Origin of the sequence: Rhodobacter sp. SY28-1 (genome assembly GCF_005222785.1) — a bacterium.
GTDB lineage: Bacteria > Pseudomonadota > Alphaproteobacteria > Rhodobacterales > Rhodobacteraceae > Tabrizicola.
This window is the reverse complement of the sequence record NZ_STGH01000001.1, coordinates 918,461-938,397: the sequence shown is the minus strand read 5'-3', so window position 1 is coordinate 938,397 and position 19,937 is coordinate 918,461. Positions and strand designations below refer to the sequence as shown.

22 protein-coding genes are annotated in these 19,937 nt (G+C 65.6%); 8 read left to right on the top strand and 14 right to left on the bottom strand.

The genetic code is table 11. The features are described from left to right. The first annotated feature begins 12 nt into the window (after window positions 1-12). From E8M84_RS04590 to E8M84_RS04580, 3 genes are all read left to right on the top strand, one after another. The gene (locus tag E8M84_RS04590) at window positions 13-249 is read left to right on the top strand and encodes a F0F1 ATP synthase subunit C (protein WP_125325857.1); all 237 of its coding nucleotides are present in this window, start codon (window positions 13-15) and stop codon (window positions 247-249) included. Between the two features lie 68 nt (window positions 250-317). Next, window positions 318-842: a F0F1 ATP synthase subunit B' gene (locus E8M84_RS04585; protein ID WP_137109980.1), complete on the top strand. Its 525-nt coding sequence runs from the start codon at window positions 318-320 to the stop codon at window positions 840-842. A gap of 4 nt (window positions 843-846) precedes the next feature. Beyond that, a complete protein-coding gene (locus tag E8M84_RS04580; RefSeq protein ID WP_137109979.1) occupies window positions 847-1,401 on the top strand; it encodes a F0F1 ATP synthase subunit B in 555 nt (184 codons plus the stop codon). Window positions 1,402-1,547: 146 nt separating this feature from the next. Here E8M84_RS04580 and E8M84_RS04575 read toward each other — a convergent pair whose 3' ends face one another. The 5 genes from E8M84_RS04575 to dgcA form a co-directional block, all read right to left on the bottom strand. Continuing rightward, window positions 1,548-1,847 (bottom strand): AzlD family protein, encoded by a 300-nt coding sequence (locus E8M84_RS04575; protein ID WP_137109978.1) that lies wholly within the window; start codon window positions 1,845-1,847, stop codon window positions 1,548-1,550. Then, on the bottom strand, window positions 1,844-2,542 hold the full coding sequence (locus tag E8M84_RS04570; protein ID WP_170971851.1) for an AzlC family ABC transporter permease: 699 nt from the start codon (window positions 2,540-2,542) through the stop codon (window positions 1,844-1,846). Before E8M84_RS04570 ends, E8M84_RS04575 begins: the two co-directional genes overlap by 4 nt. 144 nt (window positions 2,543-2,686) lie before the next feature. Next, window positions 2,687-3,139, bottom strand: coding sequence for a YaiI/YqxD family protein (locus E8M84_RS04565; protein ID WP_137109976.1), 453 nt, complete (start codon window positions 3,137-3,139; stop codon window positions 2,687-2,689). A 103-nt stretch (window positions 3,140-3,242) separates the two neighbouring features. Next, window positions 3,243-4,106, bottom strand: a complete 864-nt coding sequence (locus tag E8M84_RS04560) for a D-amino-acid transaminase (protein ID WP_137109975.1) — start codon at window positions 4,104-4,106, stop codon at window positions 3,243-3,245. Window positions 4,107-4,110: 4 nt separating this feature from the next. Next, complete coding sequence (dgcA, locus tag E8M84_RS04555) at window positions 4,111-5,073, bottom strand: N-acetyl-D-Glu racemase DgcA (protein ID WP_137109974.1); 963 nt, start codon at window positions 5,071-5,073, stop codon at window positions 4,111-4,113. A 141-nt stretch (window positions 5,074-5,214) separates the two neighbouring features. Here dgcA and E8M84_RS04550 point away from each other — a divergent pair, with 141 nt between their 5' ends. Next, entirely contained in the window at window positions 5,215-6,171 is a 957-nt protein-coding gene (locus E8M84_RS04550; protein ID WP_137109973.1) for an L-malyl-CoA/beta-methylmalyl-CoA lyase, read from the top strand. Between the two features lie 3 nt (window positions 6,172-6,174). Here E8M84_RS04550 and E8M84_RS04545 read toward each other — a convergent pair whose 3' ends face one another. The 5 genes from E8M84_RS04545 to trpS form a co-directional block, all read right to left on the bottom strand. After that, window positions 6,175-7,131, bottom strand: a complete 957-nt coding sequence (locus tag E8M84_RS04545) for a D-glycerate dehydrogenase (protein ID WP_137109972.1) — start codon at window positions 7,129-7,131, stop codon at window positions 6,175-6,177. Next, window positions 7,131-7,466 carry a tRNA-binding protein gene (locus E8M84_RS04540; RefSeq protein ID WP_137109971.1) on the bottom strand — a complete coding sequence of 112 codons (336 nt, stop codon included), beginning with the start codon at window positions 7,464-7,466 and terminating at the stop codon, window positions 7,131-7,133. Before E8M84_RS04540 ends, E8M84_RS04545 begins: the two co-directional genes overlap by 1 nt. Further along, entirely contained in the window at window positions 7,463-8,275 is an 813-nt protein-coding gene (proC, locus tag E8M84_RS04535; protein ID WP_137109970.1) for a pyrroline-5-carboxylate reductase, read from the bottom strand. The genes E8M84_RS04540 and proC overlap by 4 nt, the downstream gene beginning before the upstream one ends. Before the next feature lie 27 nt (window positions 8,276-8,302). Next, complete coding sequence (locus E8M84_RS04530) at window positions 8,303-8,806, bottom strand: YbjN domain-containing protein (protein ID WP_137109969.1); 504 nt, start codon at window positions 8,804-8,806, stop codon at window positions 8,303-8,305. A 419-nt stretch (window positions 8,807-9,225) separates the two neighbouring features. Then, complete coding sequence (trpS, locus tag E8M84_RS04525) at window positions 9,226-10,281, bottom strand: tryptophan--tRNA ligase (RefSeq protein ID WP_137109968.1); 1,056 nt, start codon at window positions 10,279-10,281, stop codon at window positions 9,226-9,228. A 77-nt stretch (window positions 10,282-10,358) separates the two neighbouring features. Between trpS and E8M84_RS04520 the strand changes: the two genes are divergently transcribed. Then, on the top strand, window positions 10,359-11,048 hold the full coding sequence (locus E8M84_RS04520; RefSeq protein WP_137109967.1) for a rhomboid family intramembrane serine protease: 690 nt from the start codon (window positions 10,359-10,361) through the stop codon (window positions 11,046-11,048). Here E8M84_RS04520 and murJ read toward each other — a convergent pair. Genes murJ through E8M84_RS04505 form a run of 3 tightly spaced genes read right to left on the bottom strand, consistent with a single transcriptional unit; the run spans window position 11,039 to window position 16,541 of the window. Continuing rightward, window positions 11,039-12,583, bottom strand: a complete 1,545-nt coding sequence (gene murJ / locus E8M84_RS04515; RefSeq protein WP_137109966.1) for a murein biosynthesis integral membrane protein MurJ — start codon at window positions 12,581-12,583, stop codon at window positions 11,039-11,041. The two genes, E8M84_RS04520 and murJ, sit on opposite strands and share 10 nt — an antisense overlap. Then, on the bottom strand, window positions 12,580-15,336 hold the full coding sequence (locus E8M84_RS04510) for a [protein-PII] uridylyltransferase (protein WP_170971885.1): 2,757 nt from the start codon (window positions 15,334-15,336) through the stop codon (window positions 12,580-12,582). Before E8M84_RS04510 ends, murJ begins: the two co-directional genes overlap by 4 nt. Window positions 15,337-15,365: 29 nt before the next feature. Next, the gene (locus E8M84_RS04505) at window positions 15,366-16,541 is read right to left on the bottom strand and encodes a penicillin-binding protein activator (protein WP_137109964.1); all 1,176 of its coding nucleotides are present in this window, start codon (window positions 16,539-16,541) and stop codon (window positions 15,366-15,368) included. A gap of 73 nt (window positions 16,542-16,614) precedes the next feature. Here E8M84_RS04505 and rsmI point away from each other — a divergent pair, with 73 nt between their 5' ends. The 3 genes from rsmI to gshB are packed head-to-tail and all read left to right on the top strand — an operon-like array spanning window position 16,615 to window position 18,907. Continuing rightward, on the top strand, window positions 16,615-17,505 hold the full coding sequence (rsmI, locus tag E8M84_RS04500) for a 16S rRNA (cytidine(1402)-2'-O)-methyltransferase (RefSeq protein WP_240790282.1): 891 nt from the start codon (window positions 16,615-16,617) through the stop codon (window positions 17,503-17,505). A 5-nt stretch (window positions 17,506-17,510) separates the two neighbouring features. Further along, a complete protein-coding gene (locus tag E8M84_RS04495; protein ID WP_137109962.1) occupies window positions 17,511-17,909 on the top strand; it encodes a YraN family protein in 399 nt (132 codons plus the stop codon). A 56-nt stretch (window positions 17,910-17,965) separates the two neighbouring features. Then, the gene (gene gshB, locus E8M84_RS04490; protein WP_137109961.1) at window positions 17,966-18,907 is read left to right on the top strand and encodes a glutathione synthase; all 942 of its coding nucleotides are present in this window, start codon (window positions 17,966-17,968) and stop codon (window positions 18,905-18,907) included. Here gshB and E8M84_RS04485 read toward each other — a convergent pair. Continuing rightward, window positions 18,904-19,797 (bottom strand): hypothetical protein, encoded by an 894-nt coding sequence (locus E8M84_RS04485; protein WP_137109960.1) that lies wholly within the window; start codon window positions 19,795-19,797, stop codon window positions 18,904-18,906. The genes gshB and E8M84_RS04485 overlap by 4 nt on opposite strands. Window positions 19,798-19,937 lie beyond the last annotated feature (140 nt).

Genomic DNA, 19,937 nt, shown 5'->3' with positions numbered 1-19,937 from the left:
AGGAGAGACATCATGGAAGGCGATATCGCAGAAATGGGCAAGTTCATCGGCGCCGGTCTGGCAACGATGGGTCTCGGCGGCGCCGGCATCGGCGTGGGCCACATTGCCGGCAACTTCCTGGCGGGCGCCCTGCGCAACCCGTCGGCTGCCCCCGGCCAGATGGCCAACCTCTTCGTCGGCATCGCATTCGCGGAAGCTCTCGGGATCTTCTCGTTCCTGATCGCTCTCCTGCTGATGTTCGCCGTCTGATCCTTTTGGGCTGACTTCCGGGCCGGGCAACAGTCCGGCCTTGGTTCCAAAAGTTCAGGAGAGGCCACATGGCAACCGAAGCACATGGCGAGGCGGGACAGGCGGTTGGGATGCCCCAGCTGGACTTCTCGACCTGGCCGAACCAGATCTTCTGGCTTCTGGTCACGCTGGTCGTGATCTACTTCGTGCTGTCGAAGATCGCCCTGCCGCGCATCGGCGCGGTGCTGGCGGACCGGAAAAGCACGATCACCAACGACCTTGCCGCAGCCGAAGAGCTGAAGCAGAAGGCCGTCGCCGCCGAAAAGGCCTATAACGACGCGCTTGCGAACGCCCGGACCGAGGCGGCCAAGATCGTGGCCCAGGCCAAGGCCGAGATCCAGAAGGACCTCGACGCCGCGACGGCAAAGGCTGACGTCGAAATCGCCGCCAAGGCGGCAGAGTCGGAAAAGTCGATCGCCGAAATCCGCGACGGCGCTGCTGCGGCAGTGTCCGAAGTGGCCAAGGACGTTGCTGCCGAACTGGTCGCAGCACTTGGTGGCGCGGCAGATGCGAAAACCGTGACGGCTGCCGTCACCGCACGGCTGAAAGGGTAAGGCGATGAAGAAGCTCTCCATCCTCCTGACCCTTCTGGCCTCGCCCGCAATGGCGGCCACGGGTCCGTTCTTCTCGCTCCAGAACACCAACTTCGTGGTTCTGGTGGCCTTCATCGCCTTCATCGGCATCCTGATCTACATGAAGGTCCCGGCGAAGATCACCGGCATGCTCGACGCCCGCGCGGCGACGATCAAGGCGGAACTCGACGAAGCCCGCGCCCTGCGCGAGGAAGCCAAGTCGATCCTCGCGACCTACGAACGCCGCCAGAAGGAAGTCCAGGAACAGGCTGACCGCATTGTCAGCGCTGCCCGGGACGAGGCTCTGGCCGCGGCTGCGCAGGCGAAAGAGGACCTCAAGGCCTCTATCGCCCGCCGTCTGGCTTCGGCGACCGAACAGATCGCCTCGGCCGAAGCCGCTGCGATCCGTCAGGTCCGTGAACAGGCCGTCTCGGTGGCCATCGCGGCTGCGGGCGACGTGCTGTCGAAGCAGATGACGGCAGATGCCGCCTCGGCCTCGATCGACGAGGCCATCACCCAGGTCGAAGCCCGGCTGCACTAAGCCGTAGTGGTCAACACCTCCAAGCCGGCGGTCCCGCAAGGGCCGCCGGTTTTGCTTTGTGGCAGCGCTCGTCGGACCCTGTGCGGGCCCTCCTCGCTGACGGTCACCCACGACGAGACGCCGAAGGCGCACGAGGAGCCGCTGCGCTAAATCCCCGCCCAGCGCAGCACAGCCACCACGACCACCCCCAGCAAGGCCGCTGCCACGTCACTCCGCAAGATCAGTGTCAGCCCCACGACCGACGCCAGCGCCAGTCCCTCTGCCAACCCGCCCGCCTGAACCGCCAGCGCCGTGATTCCCGCCATCACCGCCAAAGGGGTCGCCCGCAGCGCCGCCTCCACCCGGGGCGAAACCGGCACGAACCGCATCAGCGTGAAGCCCGCGACCCGGCACAGGAAGGCCGCCGCTGCCATCACCGCGAGGAGGACAGGAAAGCTCTCCGTCATGCCGCCTCCCGGTGCACCGCCGCCGCCACCGCAGCACCCGCCAGCCCCGCTGCGATGATCGCCGGTGCCGGTCCGACCAGATAGGCGACGACCAGCGCCGTCCCCGCGCCAACCACCACGGGCAAAAGGTCCGCCCGCGCCTTGACCATCGCCGTCATCATCCCCGCCGCAAAGCAGGCGAGCATCATGTCGAACCCGAGCGCCTCTGGCCGGGGGAGCACGCTAACCGCTCCCGCCCCCAGCGCCGTCCCGGCCAGCCAACCCAGCGTGATCGGCAGGCCCGTGCCCGCCAGATAGGCCCGATCCACTTCGCCCGCCCGAATGGCTCGCATCGTCATCAGCCAGTTGGCATCGCCCAGCAGAAGAAGGCTGCTATAGGCCCGCAAGGGCCCCGCCGACCACAGCCATGGCTGCAGGGTGGCGCCGAACAGCAGATACCGTGCGTTGATGACCAGGATCGTCGCGAACAGCGCCCACAGCGTCGCCTCACCGGTCTGCAACAGGTTCACCGCTGCCAGCTGCGCCGAGCCGGAATAGATTGCCGCGCTGGTGACAACTGCCTGTCCGACGCCAAACCCGGCCTGCGCCGCGACCAGCCCGAACCCGACGCCGTAGGCAATGATCGACAGCGCCAGCGGCACCCCATCCCGCGCCCCGCGCCGGAACCCGTCGAGCGAGAACAGCGCTCGCGTCATCGTACCCGTAGGTCGGGGTTCACCCCGACTCCTCGCCCTGCCACCCGCGCACCCGCGAAGCCCCACCGCAACCCCATCGCAAGGTGCGCTAAAGCGCACCATCCGCACGCTCAACCCGCGTCCTCGCATCCGGCTCCGGGCCACTCACGCCCCCCGCGCCGCCGCGCGCAGCACCCGGTCCAGCACATCCAGAAACCGGCTCCGGTCCGCCTTGGAAAACATCTTCCCGCCCCCCTGCCGGAACGGATCGGCCGACCGCAAATCCTGCATCAGGTCCCGCGTCGCCAAAGCCATCCCGACATTGGCCGCCGTCAGCTCCTCGCCATTGTGCTTGACCACCCGTGCCCCCGCCGCCACGCATTTCGCAGCCAGCGGAATGTCCCCGGTGACGACCACATCCCCCGGCCCGCAAGCCTCGGCGATCCACTTGTCGGCCTCGTCCGGCTCGCTGGAGACGAAGACGCTCTCCACCAGCGGGTTCTGCGAGGGCCGGATGCCCCCGTTCGACACCACAACCATCCGCACCTTGTGCCGGGTGGCGACCGTCTCGGCCTCGGCCTTCACCGGGCAGGCATCGGCGTCGATATAGATCGTCATCCCGCCCCCAAGGCCCCTTGGACAGGTGTTAAGAAACCCCTAACGGAAAATCGCAAGCCCTTGATCCCAAAGGAAACGCCGCGTTTGTCCACCGTGGACACCGTCAGATCGCCGCCTTTCGCATCTCGTCCAGATAGATCTCCCGCAGCCGGACCGCGACCGGCCCCGGCTTGCCGGTTCCCACCGGCTTGCCATCCACTTCCACGACCGGCATCACGAAGATCGACGCGGCGGTGGAGAATGCCTCATCCGCCCCCTGAGCCTCGGCCGGTGTGAAGGCCCGCTCCTCCACCTCAAACTGAGCCTCCGCCGCAAAGCGAAGCACAGCCGCCCGGGTGATCCCGTGCAGGATATCGTTGCCCAGCGCCCGCGTAATGATCCGGTTCCCCTTCACGATATAGGCGTTGTTCGAGGTCCCCTCGGTCACCGCCCCGTCTTCATCGGTGAACCAGCTGTCATCCACCCCCGCCTTCTTCGCCGCCATCTTCCCCATGGAAGGATACAGGAGCTGCACCGTCTTGATATCGACGCGCGACCACCGCAGGTCCGGGATGGTGATGACTTTGAACCCGGTCTTCGCTGCCGGAGCATCCGCGAGGTTCGGGATATTCTGGGTGAAGGCCACGACGGTGCCCGGGACCGAAGCATCGGGGAACATGAACGACCGGTCCCCCGGATTGCCCCGCGTGACCTGCAGGTAGATCATCCCCTGGTCGATCCCGTTCAGCCGGACCAGCTCCCGATGCATCGCCAGCAACTCCTCCGCCCCGATCGGGCAGGTCATCTCAAGCTCCCGCAGCGACCGCTCCAGCCGCCGGATGTGGCCGTCGAAGTCGATCAGCTTGCCATCCAGCACCGAGGTCACCTCATAGACCCCGTCGGCCATCAGGAAGCCGCGGTCGAAGATCGACACCTTGGCCTCGCCCTCGGGCAGGTAGTCGCCATTCACATAGACAGTGCGGGTCATGCTGTTATCCCCATAAAAGCGCCGAAGCCGGGTGGATGTGGCGGTCATCATAGACAACCGGATGGTCGCGGTCCTGCGCCATGTCGGCAGGGCCGTCAAGGTCGGACCAGTCGGCCCCCTGCGCGACCAGCACCGCCGGGGCCATCGACAGCGAGGTCGAGATCATGCAGCCCACCATCACCCTCAACCCCAGCCGCCGCGCCTCACCCTTCGCGCGCAGGGCCTCGGTCAGGCCGCCGGTCTTGTCGAGCTTCAGGTTCACCACGTCGTACTTGCCGAGAAGTCCGGGCAGCGAGGCCGCGTCGTGGGCGCTTTCATCCGCGCAGACGGGAAGCGGTCGGGCGATCTCGGCAAGCATGTCATCCTGACCTGCGGGGAAGGGTTGTTCCACCATCTCCACGCCCAACTGAATTAGATGCGGCGCAAGGTCGGTGTAGACCTCGGGGGTCCAGCCCTCGTTCGCATCGACGATCAGGCGGACCTTGGGGGCACCCGCGCGAACCGCCTCGATCCGCGGCATGTCCGAAGGCGTGCCAAGTTTGACCTTCAGGACCGCCCGATGGGCATTCCGCGCCGCCGCCTCCTGCATCTTCTGGGGCGTGTCGAGCGACAGGGTGAAGGCGATCTCGACCGGCTTCGGCTCGGCCAGCCCCGCAATCTGCCAGACCGGCCGACCCAAGGTCTTCGCCTCCAGATCCCACAGCGCGCAGTCCACGGCATTCCTTGCCGCCCCGGGCCTCATCGCCTCTTGCAGGGCGGTCCGGGTGATCGCCTCGGGCAGTGCCCGGATGGCGGCAACGGCGTCCTCCACCGTCTCGCCATAGCGGGGATACGGCAGACCCTCACCCCAGCCGCGATGACCATTCCGGGTTATGGTGCAGGTCACCACCCGCGCCTCGGTCTTCGACCCGCGCGAGATGGTGAAGGGGTTGCGAAGGGGAAAAGTCTCGGCCTGGGTAGTAATCATGGGCCGGACTTTAAGAGGCCGGGCAGCGATTGGAAAGGCAGGAGACTTGCTGCAAGCGCAAAAGCGATGTTGCACCGCGGCACGCAACAATATAACCGTGATGCAGAACCACGAGCAATATCCTTACCCACAGGAATTCCCATGAGCTTCCGCCTGCAACCCCCCGCCCCCGCCCGCCCGAACCGGTGCCAGCTTTTCGGCCCCGGCTCTCGGCCGGAATTGTTTGCCAAGATGGCAGCCAGCGCGGCGGACGTCATCAACCTCGACCTCGAAGACTCGGTCGCCCCTGCCGACAAGCCGCAAGCGCGGGCGAACATCATCAAGGCGATCTCGGACATCGACTGGGGCCGCAAGACGCTGTCGGTGCGGATCAATGGCCTCGACACGCCGTTCTGGTACCGGGACGTGGTCGACCTTCTGGAGCAAGCGGGTGAGCGGCTGGACCAGATCATGATCCCCAAGGTCGGGTGCGCGGCGGATGTCTATGCTGTCGATGCACTGGTTACGGCATGTGAGGCGGCGGCGGGGAGGACGAAGCGGATCAGTCTTGAGGTCATCATCGAGACGGCGGCGGGGATCGCGCATGTCGAGGAAATCGCGGCCTCCTCTCCGCGCCTGCAGGCGATGAGCCTGGGGGCGGCGGATTTCGCGGCGAGCATGGGCATGCAGACTACCGGCATCGGCGGCACGCAGGAAAACTACTACATGCACCGCGAGGGGGCGAAGTACTGGTCAGACCCCTGGCACTGGGCGCAGGCGGCGATCGTGGCGGCCTGCCGGACGCATGGGGTGCTGCCGGTGGACGGGCCGTTTGGGGATTTCAGCGACGAAGAGGGCTTCCGGGCGCAGGCACGGCGGTCGGCGACCTTGGGAATGGTCGGGAAATGGGCGATCCATCCGAAACAGGTCGCACTGGCGAACGAAGTCTTCACACCGTCCGAGGCGGCAGTGACCGAGGCGCGCGAGATCCTGGCGGCTATGGAGGCGGCGAAGGCCGCTGGCCAGGGGGCTGCGGTCTACAAGGGGCGGCTGGTCGACATCGCGTCAATGCGGCAAGCCGAGGTCATCGTGCGGCAGGCAGAACTGATCGGGGTCTGACCCTTACGCGTTGACCAAGTTCGGCGGCACACGGCCCTCGGCCCAGGCGATCAGGTTGTCGACCGCCATCATCCCCATGTTCTCGCGCACCTCCAGGCAGGCGGTGCCGAGATGGGGGAGAAGGGTCACATTCTCCATTGCCATCAGGGCGACAGGGACCTTCGGCTCGAACTCATAGACGTCCAGACCCGCGCCTGCGATCCGGCCCTGCTGCAGGGCGTCGATCAGCGCGTGTTCGTCGACCACGTCACCGCGCGAGATGTTGATGAAGATGCCGGTCATCTTCATCTGCCCCAGGGCGGCGGCGTCGATCAGGTGGTGCGTGGCCTTGCCGCCCGGTACTGCGACGACAACGAAATCTGCCCCCATCGCCTCGGCCATGTCGACCTGTTTCGCAGGCAGTCCCGGGTCGGCCACCGGAGAGCGATTGTAGAACACCACCTCCATGTCAAAGCCGTAGTGGCAGCGCTTGGCGATGGCCTTGCCGATCCGGCCCATACCGATGACGCCAAGCCGCTTGCCGGTGACGTGGGTGCCCAGCATCTGGACCGGATGCCAGCCTTCCCATCCTCCCGACCGCAGAAGCCTTTCCCCTTCGCCAAGGCGCCGGGCCGTCATCAGGATCAGCCCAAGCGCGATATCGGCCGTCGCATCCGTCACCGCCCCGGGCGTATTGGAAACGGCAATTCCAGAGGCCTTGGCAGCCTCGGCGTCGATGTGGTTGTAGCCGACGCCGAAGTTGGCAAGGATTCTGGCCCGAGGCGCTGGCACGACCGCGAAGACATCGGCCTGGAAGCGGTCACCCAGGGTGGGCAGGACCGCATCGTAATCGCGCAGGGCCGCGCGGAGTTCCTCGGGCGTCAGAACATCGGTACGGTCGCGCAGGGTGACGTCAAAATGCGCGCGGGCGGCGTCGAGCACGCTGTCGGGCAGGCGGCGGGTGATCAAGAGCTTCTGCATCAGAACAGTTTCCCCCCAAGTGGAACGTCGTGCCCCGGCCCGATCAGCACGACCGCGCCGTCTTCATCCGGCAGGCCAAGGATCAGGACCTCGGACAGGACCGGGCCGATCTGGCGGGGCGGGAAGTTGACGACGCCCAGCACCTGGCGACCGATCAGCTGGTCGATGGTGTAGTGTTTGGTGATCTGGGCCGAGGAGCGTTTCTCGCCAATCGCGGGGCCGAAATCGACCCACAGCTTGTAGGCGGGCTTCCGTGCCTCCGGAAATGGCTCGGCCCGGGTGATGCGGCCGACGCGGATGTCGACCTTCTCGAAGTCGGCATAGGTGATGGTCATTTGCCAAGCTCCCGTCCCCGGTCGGCGGCGGCCTTGACGGCGCGTTTGAGGAGCGCGGGGAAGCCGGTCTCTGGGTCCATCAGGACGCCCAAGGCGGCGGCGGTGGTGCCGCCGGGGGAGGTGACGTTGATCCGCAGTTGCGCGGCGGTCTCAGAGCTTTGGAAGGCCAGCTCCCCTGCTCCGCAGACCGTCGCGCGGGCAAGCCGCATGGCGACGTCGGCAGGCAGGCCCTCGGCTTCCCCGGCGGCGGCCAGCGTCTCGATCAGGTGGAAGACGTAGGCGGGGCCGGAGCCGGAAACGGCGGTGACCGCGTCGATCTGGTCTTCGCTGGACAGGTCCACCACCTGCCCCACGGCAGCCATCAGGTCACGGGCAAGCGCCAGGTCGGCGTCCGGAACATGGGCGTTGCGGCACAGCGCAGTGATCCCCCGGCCCACCATGGCGGGGGTGTTCGGCATGGTGCGGACGATGGGGGTGCGGGTGCCCAGGACGTCCTCGAAGGTTGCGATCTTGGTGCCTGCGGCGATGGAGACGAAGAGGGTCGTGCCGTTCCCAAGGGCCTGGAGGGAGGGGAGTGCGGCCCCCATCATCTGCGGCTTCACGGCAAGGAGTGCCACGGCGGGGGCCTTCGGGACACCCTTGTTCAGATGGACGCCGCTGGCTTTCAGCCAGTCGGTTGGATTGGGCTCGATCACCCAGACGGAGCCCGGTGGCACGCCTGCGGCCAGCCAGCCCGTCAGGAGCGCCGTTCCCATCTTGCCGCAGCCAAGCAGCACCAGCCCATCCCGGGCCACGCGTTCCAATGTCATGAAATCCCCCTTGAACCGGGGGAGAGGTTAGGCGCGGCCGTAGGCCTCGGCAATGGCGACTTTCATCGCTTCGGCCGGGGACTGGTCGCCCCAGGAGACGAGTTGGAAAGCGGGGTAGAAGCGTTCCGAGGCGCTGACCGCGCTGGCGATCAGCCGGTCGATCTGTTCCGGCCCGGCCATCTGGCCGCCGGACAGCACCAGGCCATAGCGCCAGACCATCAGCTTCTGCTCGGCCCACCAGGTGAAGGCCCCGGACCAGACCATGTCGTTGCAGCGGTTCAGCACATCGTAGAGCGCTGACAGCTTTTCGGCAGGGGGGTCCATCTCGAAGGTGCAGATCAGGCGGAGCGTCTCGTCCTGCTCGCTCCATGCCAGAGTCAGGGAATAGGAGCGCCACTGGCCTTCGACCGCCATGGCGATCTGGTCATCGGTGACGCGGTCGAATTCCCAGGCGTGATGCTCGGCCAGGGTTTCGACGATGTCGATGGGATGGAGGTCTTCCATCGCAGCGTAGTCTTCGGAAAGCGACATGCCCGGCCTCATTATGAAGCTTCTAAAGGGCCGAAACCCACTAGAAACTGGGTATCTGGCAAGGGTCTGCGTTTGCCCGACACATCCCTTACTAGATATGGTGGGACACGAGCGAAAGCCTGTAAAGCGATTTCTTCCGAAAATAGCTGTGGAAAAGCGGATTTCTTTGCCGGGAGAGTCTGTAGAGTCAAAGACTTGCCATTTCAGGACTCGTCCGGCGCGAGGGACACACGCGGGGGAAGAAAAAACCCCCGTGCGCGGGGGCACACGGGGGTATGTCGGGCAGGTCCAGGCCGTTCAGGGGCAGACTGGCCGGACCGGGCGATGGGGACAGATCGCATCTCCGAACGGGTTCAGACTGGCCGAGAGCTGAATCGGAAATGTGACAGGACCCCGCGAGGACGCGGGAATCCTGTGGATCATTTTCGGCGCGAGCGGATCATTCCGGTGATGTCGAACACCTGTTCGAGGATGGGCTCGGCGATGGCCGCCGCCCGGTCGGCCCCGTCGCCGAGGATGCGGTCGATCTCGCCCGGGTCGGCCATCAGGCGGTTCATCTCGGTGGTGATCGGGGACAGTTTTGCCACCGCCAGATCGGCCAAGGTGGGCTTGAACGTGCCGAACTGGGCACCCGCAAAGTCACGGATGACCTGGTCGACAGAGTGTCCCGCCAATGCCGCATAGATGTTCACCAGGTTCCGCGCTTCGGGCCGGTCTTTCAGACCTTCAACGCTTTCAGGCAGCGGCTCGGGGTCGGTCTTGGCCTTGCGGATCTTGGCGGCGATGGCGTCGGCATCGTCGGTCAGGTTGATCCGGCTTTGATCCGAAGGGTCGGACTTCGACATCTTCTTGGTCCCGTCCCGCAGGCTCATCACCCGGGTCGCGGCGCCTTCGATCAGCGGATCCACCACGGGGAAGAAATTCACCCCGTAGTCGTTGTTGAACTTGATCGCGATGTCGCGGCAGAGTTCCAGATGCTGCTTCTGGTCATCCCCGACCGGAACCATCGTGGCGTGATACAGAAGGATGTCGGCGGCCATCAGCGACGGATAGGCGAACAGGCCCAGCGAGGCATTCTCGGCGTTCTTGCCGGCGGTCTTGTCCTTCCACTGCGTCATCCGGCTCATCCAGCCCATGCGCGCGACGCAGTTGAAGATCCAGCCCAGTTCAGCATGGGCGCCGACCTGGGACTGGTTGAAGAGGATCGAGCGTTTCGGGTCGATCCCGGCGGCGATGAAGGCGGCTGCCCCCTCACGCGTCTGGTGGCGCAGCTTTTGCGGGTCCTGCCAGGTGGTGATCGCGTGCATGTCGACCATGCAGTAGATCGTCTCGATCCCCTCGTCCTGCTTTTCGACAAAGCGTTTCAGGGCGCCGAGGTAATTGCCAAGCGTCAGCCCGCCCGAAGGCTGGATGCCCGAGAAGATGCGCGGCTTGAAGGCTTTCGGCGTTTGGACCGCCGAGACCGGGGAGGACATGGGAAGGCTCCGACTGGATTAAGCTTGGCAATCCGCGTAATCGAAGGGGAAAGAACCGTCAATCAGGCAGCACAGGCATGGACCAGGACAGAAACGCCCCCCCGCTGAACCCTTTGCCACCGATCGTCTGGGTCCTGGCCCTCCCGCTGATCGCGATGGAGGTGGTCCTGTCGCTGGCGGAACGCGGGCTTGTCGGCGGCCCGCGGGGCGCGGGATGGCGGCTGCAAGCGGTGGAGCGCTTTGGTCTTTTCCCCGAACTGCTGAAATACCAGTGGGAGACCGGCGGCCATCCGCTGGCTGAACTGCATCGGCTGGTCAGCTGTATCCTTGTCCATGGCAGCTTTACCCATGCGATCTTTGCCGTGGTGATGCTGCTTGCCCTGGGCAAATGGGTGGGTGAGGTGTTCCGCTGGTGGGCCGTTCTGGTCGTGGTGCTGGGTTCGGCCGCAGCTGGGGCGATCTGCTACGGGCTGCTGATCCCCGGTCTGAAAGTGCAGCTTATAGGGGCCTACCCCGCCGTCTACGGCCTGATCGGGGCCTTCACCTTCATGCTTTTCACCAACCTGTCGCGGGTCGGCGCGAACAAGTTCCGGGCCTTTTCGCTGATCGGGTTCCTGCTGTTCTTCCAGTTCGTGTTCGGGATGCTGTTCGGCGGGACCTGGGACTGGGTGGCGGATGTCACGGGCTTTGCCTTTGGCTTCCTCGTGTCCTTCGTCGTCAGCCCCGGCGGCTTCGGCCGGGTGATGGAGCAGCTGCGTCAGCGCTGACGGCGGAGCGCCTTCAGGTCGGACAGCCGGACGGCCCTTAGGCCGAAGGCGGCGATGGCATAGCTGACCATGCCAAGCGCGACCAGAAGGACCAGAGCGAGGACGCGGTAGGCGCGGGCCTCAAGCATCGGCTGAAGCAGCATCCACCCGCCCCAAAGTGTCGCGCCCATCAGGGCCGAGGCGAGCACGATGCGCCAAAGGCGCGACAGGAAGCGGGCGTCAAAGCTGGCCTCCTCGCCCAGACGGCGCGCGCCCCACCAGAGCTGGATCACCATGACCCAGGCCGACAGCGTGGTGGCCCAGGCGGCGGCGGAGAAGCCGATCCAAGGCATCAGGCCGAAGGCGAGGGCGGCATTGATCGCCATCGACCAGACGGCATAGCGGAAGGGGCTGCGGGTGTCCTCACGCGCGTAGAACAGGGGTTGGAGCGCCTTTTGCAGGACGAAGGCGGGCAGGCCCAGACCGTAGATCGCCAGGGCAAGTGCCGTGGCCGCCGTGTCTTCGGGCCCGAAGGCGCCGCGCTGGTACAGGACTTCGGTGATGGGGAGCGCGATGACCACCAGCGCAACGGCTGCGGGCAGGGTCAGGAGGAGCGCGAACTCGGTGCCCCGGTTGTAGGCCTCACGCCCCCCGGCGCCGTCCCCGGCCTGCAGGCGGCGCGACAGTTCGGGAAGCAGGACGGTGCCGACGGCGATGGCGACGACGCCGAGAGGGAGTTGGTAGAGACGGTCGGCGTAGACCAGCCACGAGATCGCGCCCTCGGTCCCCGATGCGACCTGGCGTGAGACGAGGAGGTTGATCTGGACGACGCCTCCGACAAGGAGTGCCGGCCCCATGTTGACCATCAGGCGGCGGAAATCGGGGGTCAGGCGGGGGAGCCGCAGGCGGGGGATGAACCCGATGCGGCGGGCGGCGTAGAGGGTCCAGAGAAGCTGGGCGATGCCGGTGATCGGCGTGGTCCAGGCCAGCGTCAGGCCCATGTCCCAGCCCTGATAGTGGGCCAGCATCATCGCGACGATGAAGACGAGGTTCATCATCACCGGCACGGCCCCGGCCTCGGCGAAATGACCGTGGGCGTTCAGGATGCCGGAGAGGAGCGCGAAAAGCGAGATGAAGCCGATGTAGCAGAAGGTGATGCGGCCGAAGTCGACGGCCATGTCAAAGCGCCCGTCGCCAACGAAGCCGGAGGCCATCGCCCAGACGAGGAGCGGCATGGCCAATGTGCCGATCAGGGTGAAGACGATCAGGAAGGCGGTCAGGCCGGAGAAGGCGTTCTGCGCGAAGTCCTCGGCATCGGACCCGGCTTCGAGTTTTTTGGAATAGAGGGGCACGAAAGCCTGGTTGAACGCGCCTTCGGCGAAGAAGCGACGGAACATGTTCGGCAGGCTGAAGGCCACGTTGAACGCATCGGCCACCGGCCCGGCCCCCAGATAGGCGGCCATCATCAGCTCGCGCACCAGACCCGCGCCGCGGGAGACCAGCGTCCAGCCGCCAAGGGTCACGATGTTGCGGATCATGCCGCGAGAGCCGCTCATGCGCTGGCCCTTTCGGCCCCTTCCGCGATGGCCTGCCGCAGCTTTTTCTCCAGCGCTTCCTGTCGGTGCTTCTGGTGCAGCTTCAGGCCGAACATGTCCTTGACGTAGAAGGTGTCGACGACCTGCGCGCCATATGTCGCGATGACGGCCGAGGCGATGTAGATGTTGTTGACGGCCAGCGTCCGCGTCAGGTCGAACAGCAGGCCGGGCCGGTCGCGGGTGTCGACCTCGATGATCGTGTAGATGTCCGAGCCTTCGTTGTCGAAGATGATGTGGGTCGGGAAACGGAACTCGCGTTCGCGCTTCTTGATCTTGTCGCGGTCCTTCAGCGCCTCGCGCGCGACCACTTCGCCCTTCAGGGTCTTGTCGATCATCTGGCGCAGGCGTGGCAGGCGGACGACCTCGTAGGGGTGGCCCTCGATGTCCTGCACCCAGAAAACGGCGGTCGCATAGCCGTCCTTCGACGTATAGGTCCGCGCGTCCACCACGTTTGCCCCGACCAGCGCAAGCGCGCCCGCCAGACGGCTGAAGATGCCGGGATGGTCGGCAAGCGCAAAGCAAGCGCGGGTGGCGTCGCGGTCAGGATCGGGGTGCAGGTCGATGCGGATTTCATCGTCGCCGATGCCCTGCAAGAGCCGCGCGAACACCTCATGCGTATCGGTGGACAGACCCTGCCAGTAGGGCGGGTAGTGGCGCGTGGTCTCATGCTCCAGCGCCGCCGGGTCCCAATCGACCAGACGTTGGCGCAGGGCCCGGGTCGCGTCACCCTGCCGGTTCTCGCGGTTCAGCGATTCAAGCCCGCCTTCCAGCGCCTCGGCGGTCTGCTTGTACAACTGCCGCAGCAGCATGGCCTTCCAGTTGTTCCAGGTGCCGGGTCCGACGCCCCGGATGTCGCAGACCGTCAGCACCGTCAGCAGGTCCAGCCGCTTGCGGGTCTTCACCGCCTTGGCGAAGTCGCGCACCGTGCGCGGGTCGCCGATGTCGCGCTTTTGCGCCATGTCGGACATCAGAAGGTGGTAGCGGACCAGCCATTCCACCGTCTCGGATTCCTCGGCATCCAAACCAAGCCGCGGGGCGATCCGTCGCGCCATCTGCGCCCCGATGATGGAATGATCCTCGGGCCTGCCCTTGCCGATATCGTGGAGAAGAAGCGCGATGTACAACACGCGCCGGTTCACGCCCTCTTTCAGGATGCCGCTGGCCACCGGCAACTCCTCGACCAGCGCGCCGCGTTCGATCTGCGCGAGGCAGCTGATCGTCTGGATGATGTGCTCGTCGACCGTATAGTGGTGGTAGACGTTGAACTGCATCATCGCGACGATGTGCTCGAATTCGGGAATGAAAGCGGACAGGACCCCCAGTTCGTTCATCCGCCGCAGGCTGCGTTCCGGGTTCCCGTGCTTGAGCAGGAGGTCCAGGAAGATGCGCTGCGCTTCGGGGTCCTCGCGCATCTCGTCGTCGATGAGGTCGAGGTTCGAGGTCACGATCCGCATGACGTTGGGATGGAGAAGGTACTTGGTCCGCAGACCCTCTTCGAAGACGCGCAAGAGGTTCAGCTTGTCCTTCAGGAATTCTTTCGGGTCTTTCACGTCAAGGCGACCCTGCACCAGCTTGTAGCCCGGCTTGACCTGCTTGGTCCGCTTGAAGATCCCGAACAGCGATGCCTCGCGCTTGGCATGGCGGGCTTCAAGTTCAGTCAGGAAGATCCGGGTCAGCTCGCCCACACGGGTCGCAAGGCGGAAATAGTCCTGCATGAAATGCTCGACCGCGCGCCTGCCACCCGAGTCACGATAACCCATCCGTGCGGCCACCTCGACCTGCAGGTCGAAGGTCAGGACATCGGTCGCACGGCCGGTGATGTAGTGCAGATGGCACCGGGCGGCCCAAAGGAAATCTTCAGCCCGGGCGAAGCTGTCGAACTCTTCGCGCGACAGAAGGCCCGCCGCCACCAGACCCTCGGCCGATGGCACGCGGTTGAGGTATTTGCCGATCCAGTAGAGCGTCTGCAGGTCGCGCAGGCCCCCCTTGCCCTCCTTCACGTTCGGCTCCAGCACATAGCGCTGGCCGCCCTGCCGCTTGTGCCGTTCCGAGCGCTCCAGAAGCTTCGCCTCGATGAACTCCGGGCCGGAGTTCTTGAACAATTCGCCCCAGAGCTTCTCATCCAGTTCGACCGCCAACGGCCGATGACCACAAATGAAGCGATGCTCCAGCAGCGCGGTCCGGATCGTCACGTCCTCCCGGCCCAGACGGATGCAATCCTTCACCGTCCGGCTGGAGTGCCCGACCTTCAGCTTCAGGTCCCACAGCATGTAAAGCATCGTCTCGATGACGCTTTCGGCCCAGGGCGTGATTTTCCAAGGGGTGAGGAACAGCAGATCGACATCGGACTGCGGTGCCATCTCGGCCCGGCCATAGCCGCCGACGCCCAGTACAGCGATGCGTTCGGCTTCGGTCGGATTGGCAAGCGGATGCAGGCGCATGGCGGCCGCGAGGGTCACCTCGACCAGAACGTCGGTCAGTGCCGCCTGGGCCGAGATCAAGGCCCGGGCCTCGCGCGGAGAGCGACTGAACTCGGCTTCGAAGGCAGCACCCGCCTCGGCCTTTGCGGCTTGCAACTCGCGCACCGCGCGCGCCCGGGCGACTTTCCCGTCCTCGTCCGGACGCAGGCTTTCAAGGACCCGCGCCGTCAGCGCCTTGGCATCGGGAACGGGAAAGGCGGTCCCGGCTGAACCCTCTGCCGCCGGAACCGCCAGACTGTCTTCCACGATCACGCGACCTGTCGTCAGAATCCGGCGCCGCCAAAGCTGCGCGGTGCGGCATCGACCACGACAACCTGGTTGCCCCGGATCTGCGCGATGGCCAGGCCACGCTGGTTGGTGCCGTTCGGCAGAAGCCGGAAGATGCCCGAGACCCCGGCAAAGCCGGCCGACTGGGTCAGGTCCGCCTTGCCGATGGGCGCGCCGCCGTTGACCCGCCCGGCCAAGGCGCCAATCGCGGCGATGCCATCATAGGCAAGGCCCGCAACCGGCACCGGCTGGCTGCCATAGGCTGCCTCGTAGCGTGCGCGGAACTGCGCGGTCAGGCCCGGATCGGGCATCGCGAACCAGCCGCCCTGCACGCCCGGCAAGGACAGGGTCTGGGGCGGAATGTCCCAGCGTGTCAGGCCAATGAACTGGGTGGTATTCCGGTCGATCCCGTTGTCGACCAGAAGCTGGCTGAGGAGAGGCAATGCACCCGCGGTGTCCGCCGTCAGGAACAGCGCCGTTGCGCCCGAGGATTTCGCCGTGCCGACGATGCCCGAGGCCGCCTGGACGATACCATTCTGCGAGAATTCGTAAGAGGTGACGCCCACGACCGACCCGCCCGCCGAAGCCACGCCGCGTTCGATGGCGGCCTTGCCGACTTCGCCCGCAACATTGCGGTCATGCACGATCAGGACCTTCGACTTGCCGTTTTTGACGGCAAAGCGGGCAAGCCGGCTGGCCGTGACATCGAAGGTCTGGCCCAGCACGAAGACGTTGCCGCCTGCGATGGCGGCGTTGTTCGAGAAGGCCAGGACGCTCACGCCCGAGTTCGCCACCGCAACCCCGGCGGCATTGGCCTCTTCCGAGTAGAACGGCCCGAGGATGACCTGAGCGCCTTCATCCACCGCCTGCTTGGCCAGGGCCGAGGCCTGGGCCGGGCTGCCGCCGGTGCGATAGACCCGCAGGTCGATCTTCACGCCCGACAGGTCCGCCATCGCCAGGCGCGCGGCATTTTCAAGGTTGGAACCGAACAATTCGTCCTGCGACTGGCCCGAGCCCGAGGGGACCAGAAGCGCAACCTGAACCGAGCCTCCATTGCCCGGAGCGACGGTGCCGGGTCCGGAGTTCGGAACGCAGGCGGACAGCACCACGGCGCCCAAGGCAAGACAGACCTGACCCAGCGACTTGCGGGCCCGACGAATAACGGACAACATGGTGGTTCCTCACTGTTGCAGTGCGACTGCGATTGCGGGCCAAGGTAATGGGTTCGATGCGGGAAGTAAACTTGTGAGGCAGACCACCGATACCCCTGATTCCGCGTGGAAACGCGACCTGCGCGCCATTCCGCCGGGGCTGCACTTCGTGTCGACGCCGATCGGCGCCGCGCGGGACATCACGCTGCGGGCACTGGATGTGCTGGCAGGGGCGAATGTGCTGGTGGCCGAGGATACGCGGACGCTGAAGCATCTGATGGAAATCCACGGCATCGCGCTTGGGGGGCGGCCGCTGATCGCCTATCACGACCATTCGGGCGAAGGGCAGACCCAGCGGCTCTTGGCGCTTTTGGTCGAAGGGAAGAGCCTTGCCTATGCCTCGGAGGCCGGGACGCCGCTGATCTCCGACCCGGGGTTCGAGCTTGCCCGGGCCGTGGCGGCGGCTGGCCTGCCGATGACCGCCGCCCCGGGACCCTGCGCTGCGATCTGCGCGCTGACCCTGTCGGGCCTGCCCTCCGACCGCTTTCTGTTCGCAGGCTTTGCACCTTCGGCAGGATCGGCACGACGGTCGTTCCTGGCGGAATTGGCAGGGGTGCAGGCCACGCTGATCTTTTACGAAAGCCCGAAGCGGTTGGCCGACCTTCTGGCTGACATGGTCGCGACACTGGGACCGACGCGACAGGCGGCGGTCTGCCGCGAGCTGACCAAACGCTTTGAAGAGGTGCTGCGCGGGCCGTTGGACGATCTGGCCGCTCAGGTCGCCGACCGCGACATCAAGGGCGAAGTCGTGGTGCTGGTCGACCGGGCCGTCCCTGTCGAAGCAACCGAAGACAGCATCGCCGCGGCGCTGGACGAGGCGTTGCAGATCATGTCCGTTAAGGATGCTGCAACTTTTGTGTCGCAAACTACGGGAACGTCCCGCAAGATTGTGTACCGGATAGCTCTCGACCGCAGCCAAGGATAGGCAAGATGCCCTTCGATTTCGTCTCCAGCCCGGCGCAGCGGACCCGCAAGGCACGGGGTCTCACGAATTATCTTGCCGGTCACGCCGCAGAAGCCTCGGTTGGTCGGCACTACGAAGACCGTGGTGTCACGATCTGCGCGCGGAACTGGCGCGGAATCACCGGCGAGATTGACCTGATCGGTCGCGATGGTGACGTCGTCGTCTTCGTCGAGGTGAAGCAAAGCCGCAGTCACGACATGGCTGCCTCGCACATCTCGCAGGCGCAGATCGGGCGGATCTTCGCGACGGTGGATGAATTCCTGGCCGGGGAACCGAAGGGTCTGCTGACCGATGTCCGCATCGACCTTGCACTGGTCGACGGTATGGGTCGGATCGAGGTTGTCGAAAACGCCTTCGCGGGCTGAATTGCATCTTGCCTCGGCTTCGGTCATCACTCACTTCCGCATGACGGAGTGACGCGATGCCCCTCAAGGTTGCCCTGCAGATGGACCCGATCGGGTCGGTCAACATCAACGCCGATTCCACCTTCCGCATCGCGCTTGAGGCGCAGGCGCGCGGGCACCGGCTGTTCTTCTACACGCCCGACCGGCTTGCCTTTGTCGAGGGGAGGGTCATGGCGCGTGGCTGGCCGATCGAGGTCAGGCGCGAGGTCGGGAACCATGTGACCTACGGTGAGGAGACCGAGGTCGACCTGGGCGATTATGACGTGGTCTGGCTGCGGCAGGACCCGCCGTTCGACATGGGCTACATCACCACGACGCATCTGCTGGAGATGATCCATCCGAAAACCCTGGTCGTGAACGATCCGTTCTGGGTGCGGAACTCGCCCGAGAAGCTCTTGGTCCTGCGCTTTCCCGAATTGACGCCCCCGACCGCCATCGCCCGCGATCTGGCCACCATCCGCGCCTTCAAGCACCGGCATGGCGACATCATCCTGAAGCCGCTATATGGCAATGGCGGCGCGGGCGTGTTCCGTCTGGACCCGAACGACCGCAACCTGTCCTCGCTGCATGAGCTGTTCATGGGCATCAACCGCGAACCGCTGATCGTGCAGAAGTTCCTGCCCGCCGTCGAAAAGGGCGACAAGCGGGTGATCCTTGTCGATGGGGAACCGGTTGGCGCGATCAACCGCGTGCCGCAGGCCGGCGAAACCCGGTCGAACATGCATGCCGGGGGGCGACCGGAAAAGGTGGGCTTGACCGAGCGCGACTTGGAAATCTGCCGGACCATCGGCCCCACTCTGCGCGAGAAAGGCCAGGTCTTCGTCGGTATCGACGTCATCGGCGATTGGCTGACGGAGATCAACGTGACCTCTCCCACCGGTATCCAGGAGCTCGACCGTTTTGACGGCACGAATACCGCCAAGCGGATCTGGGAAGTGATCGAGGCGAAGCGGGCCTAGGCGAAACCGCTGTCAGGATAGGCCCGCAGCACGTCCCAGACCAGCGCCTTCATCCAGTCGGCCTGCTCGGCCGTCGGCCAGCCCAGCTCGCCGCGCAGGTTGGGAAGCGTCCGGGGATCCCGGCCGTAGATCACCCCGAAATGCGCCAGCGCGATTAGGAAGGCACCCTTGGCGTTGGGGTGGATCGTGTCCTCGAACAGGTCCTGGATAGATGTCAGGCCCGGCGCAGTCCCGGCCGCGATCGCATCCAGCACCGCAGCGATGATCTTCGGCCCCGGGATCACTCGCATCGGGGGGCTGCCCGCCGGGCGAGCGGCGTTCACCTGGTCGGCCACGTCCTGCCAGGATCCCATTTCCAGATCCAGCCGTTCCCGCAACGGAATCACCCGCTCATCCGGCAGGTCGTAGCCATCGTCATTCCCCGGCCCGCTGCGGATGTCGACCCAGGAGGCGTAGTAGATTGTCTCTGCCCCCTTGCCGCCGTTCCCCTTGGTCCAGGCATGGTCGAACCATTGCTGCGTGTACTCGACCGCCTCTTCCCAGCCGATGGCCGAGCGGACGGGCACGCGTTCGGTCAGCACCAGAACATCGAAGCCCGCGATGTCGCGGCGGGCGTCGACGGGCAGGTCAAGGTCATGAACCCAGCGCAGCTTCGCCGTGCTGCCGGGGATGGTGGAGCGTTCGATCACCATGCCGCGCGACGCCGCCCCGCCCGCCGCCTGCACCAGGATCGACAGGGGATGCGGGAGCGGATCGGTCAGGCTGTGCCCCGACATGACGACGCGCAGGTTGAAGGGGCGCTCCTGGCCGGTGTTGGCCAGCACGGATTTCGCCGCGCCCACCAGCGGCAGGCAGGCAAGTCCACCAAGAACATCGCGCCGATCGACCATCCTGAAACCCCCGAACCGCTTGCTGGACAGGCCGAAGCCTACAGCCCGCACATGGGCAGCGAAAGGGACTGAAGCAAGGCTTCTTCCGTGAGCCCGGGTGATTTTCATCCCAGATGATCGGACCTGAATCAGATCGCGCC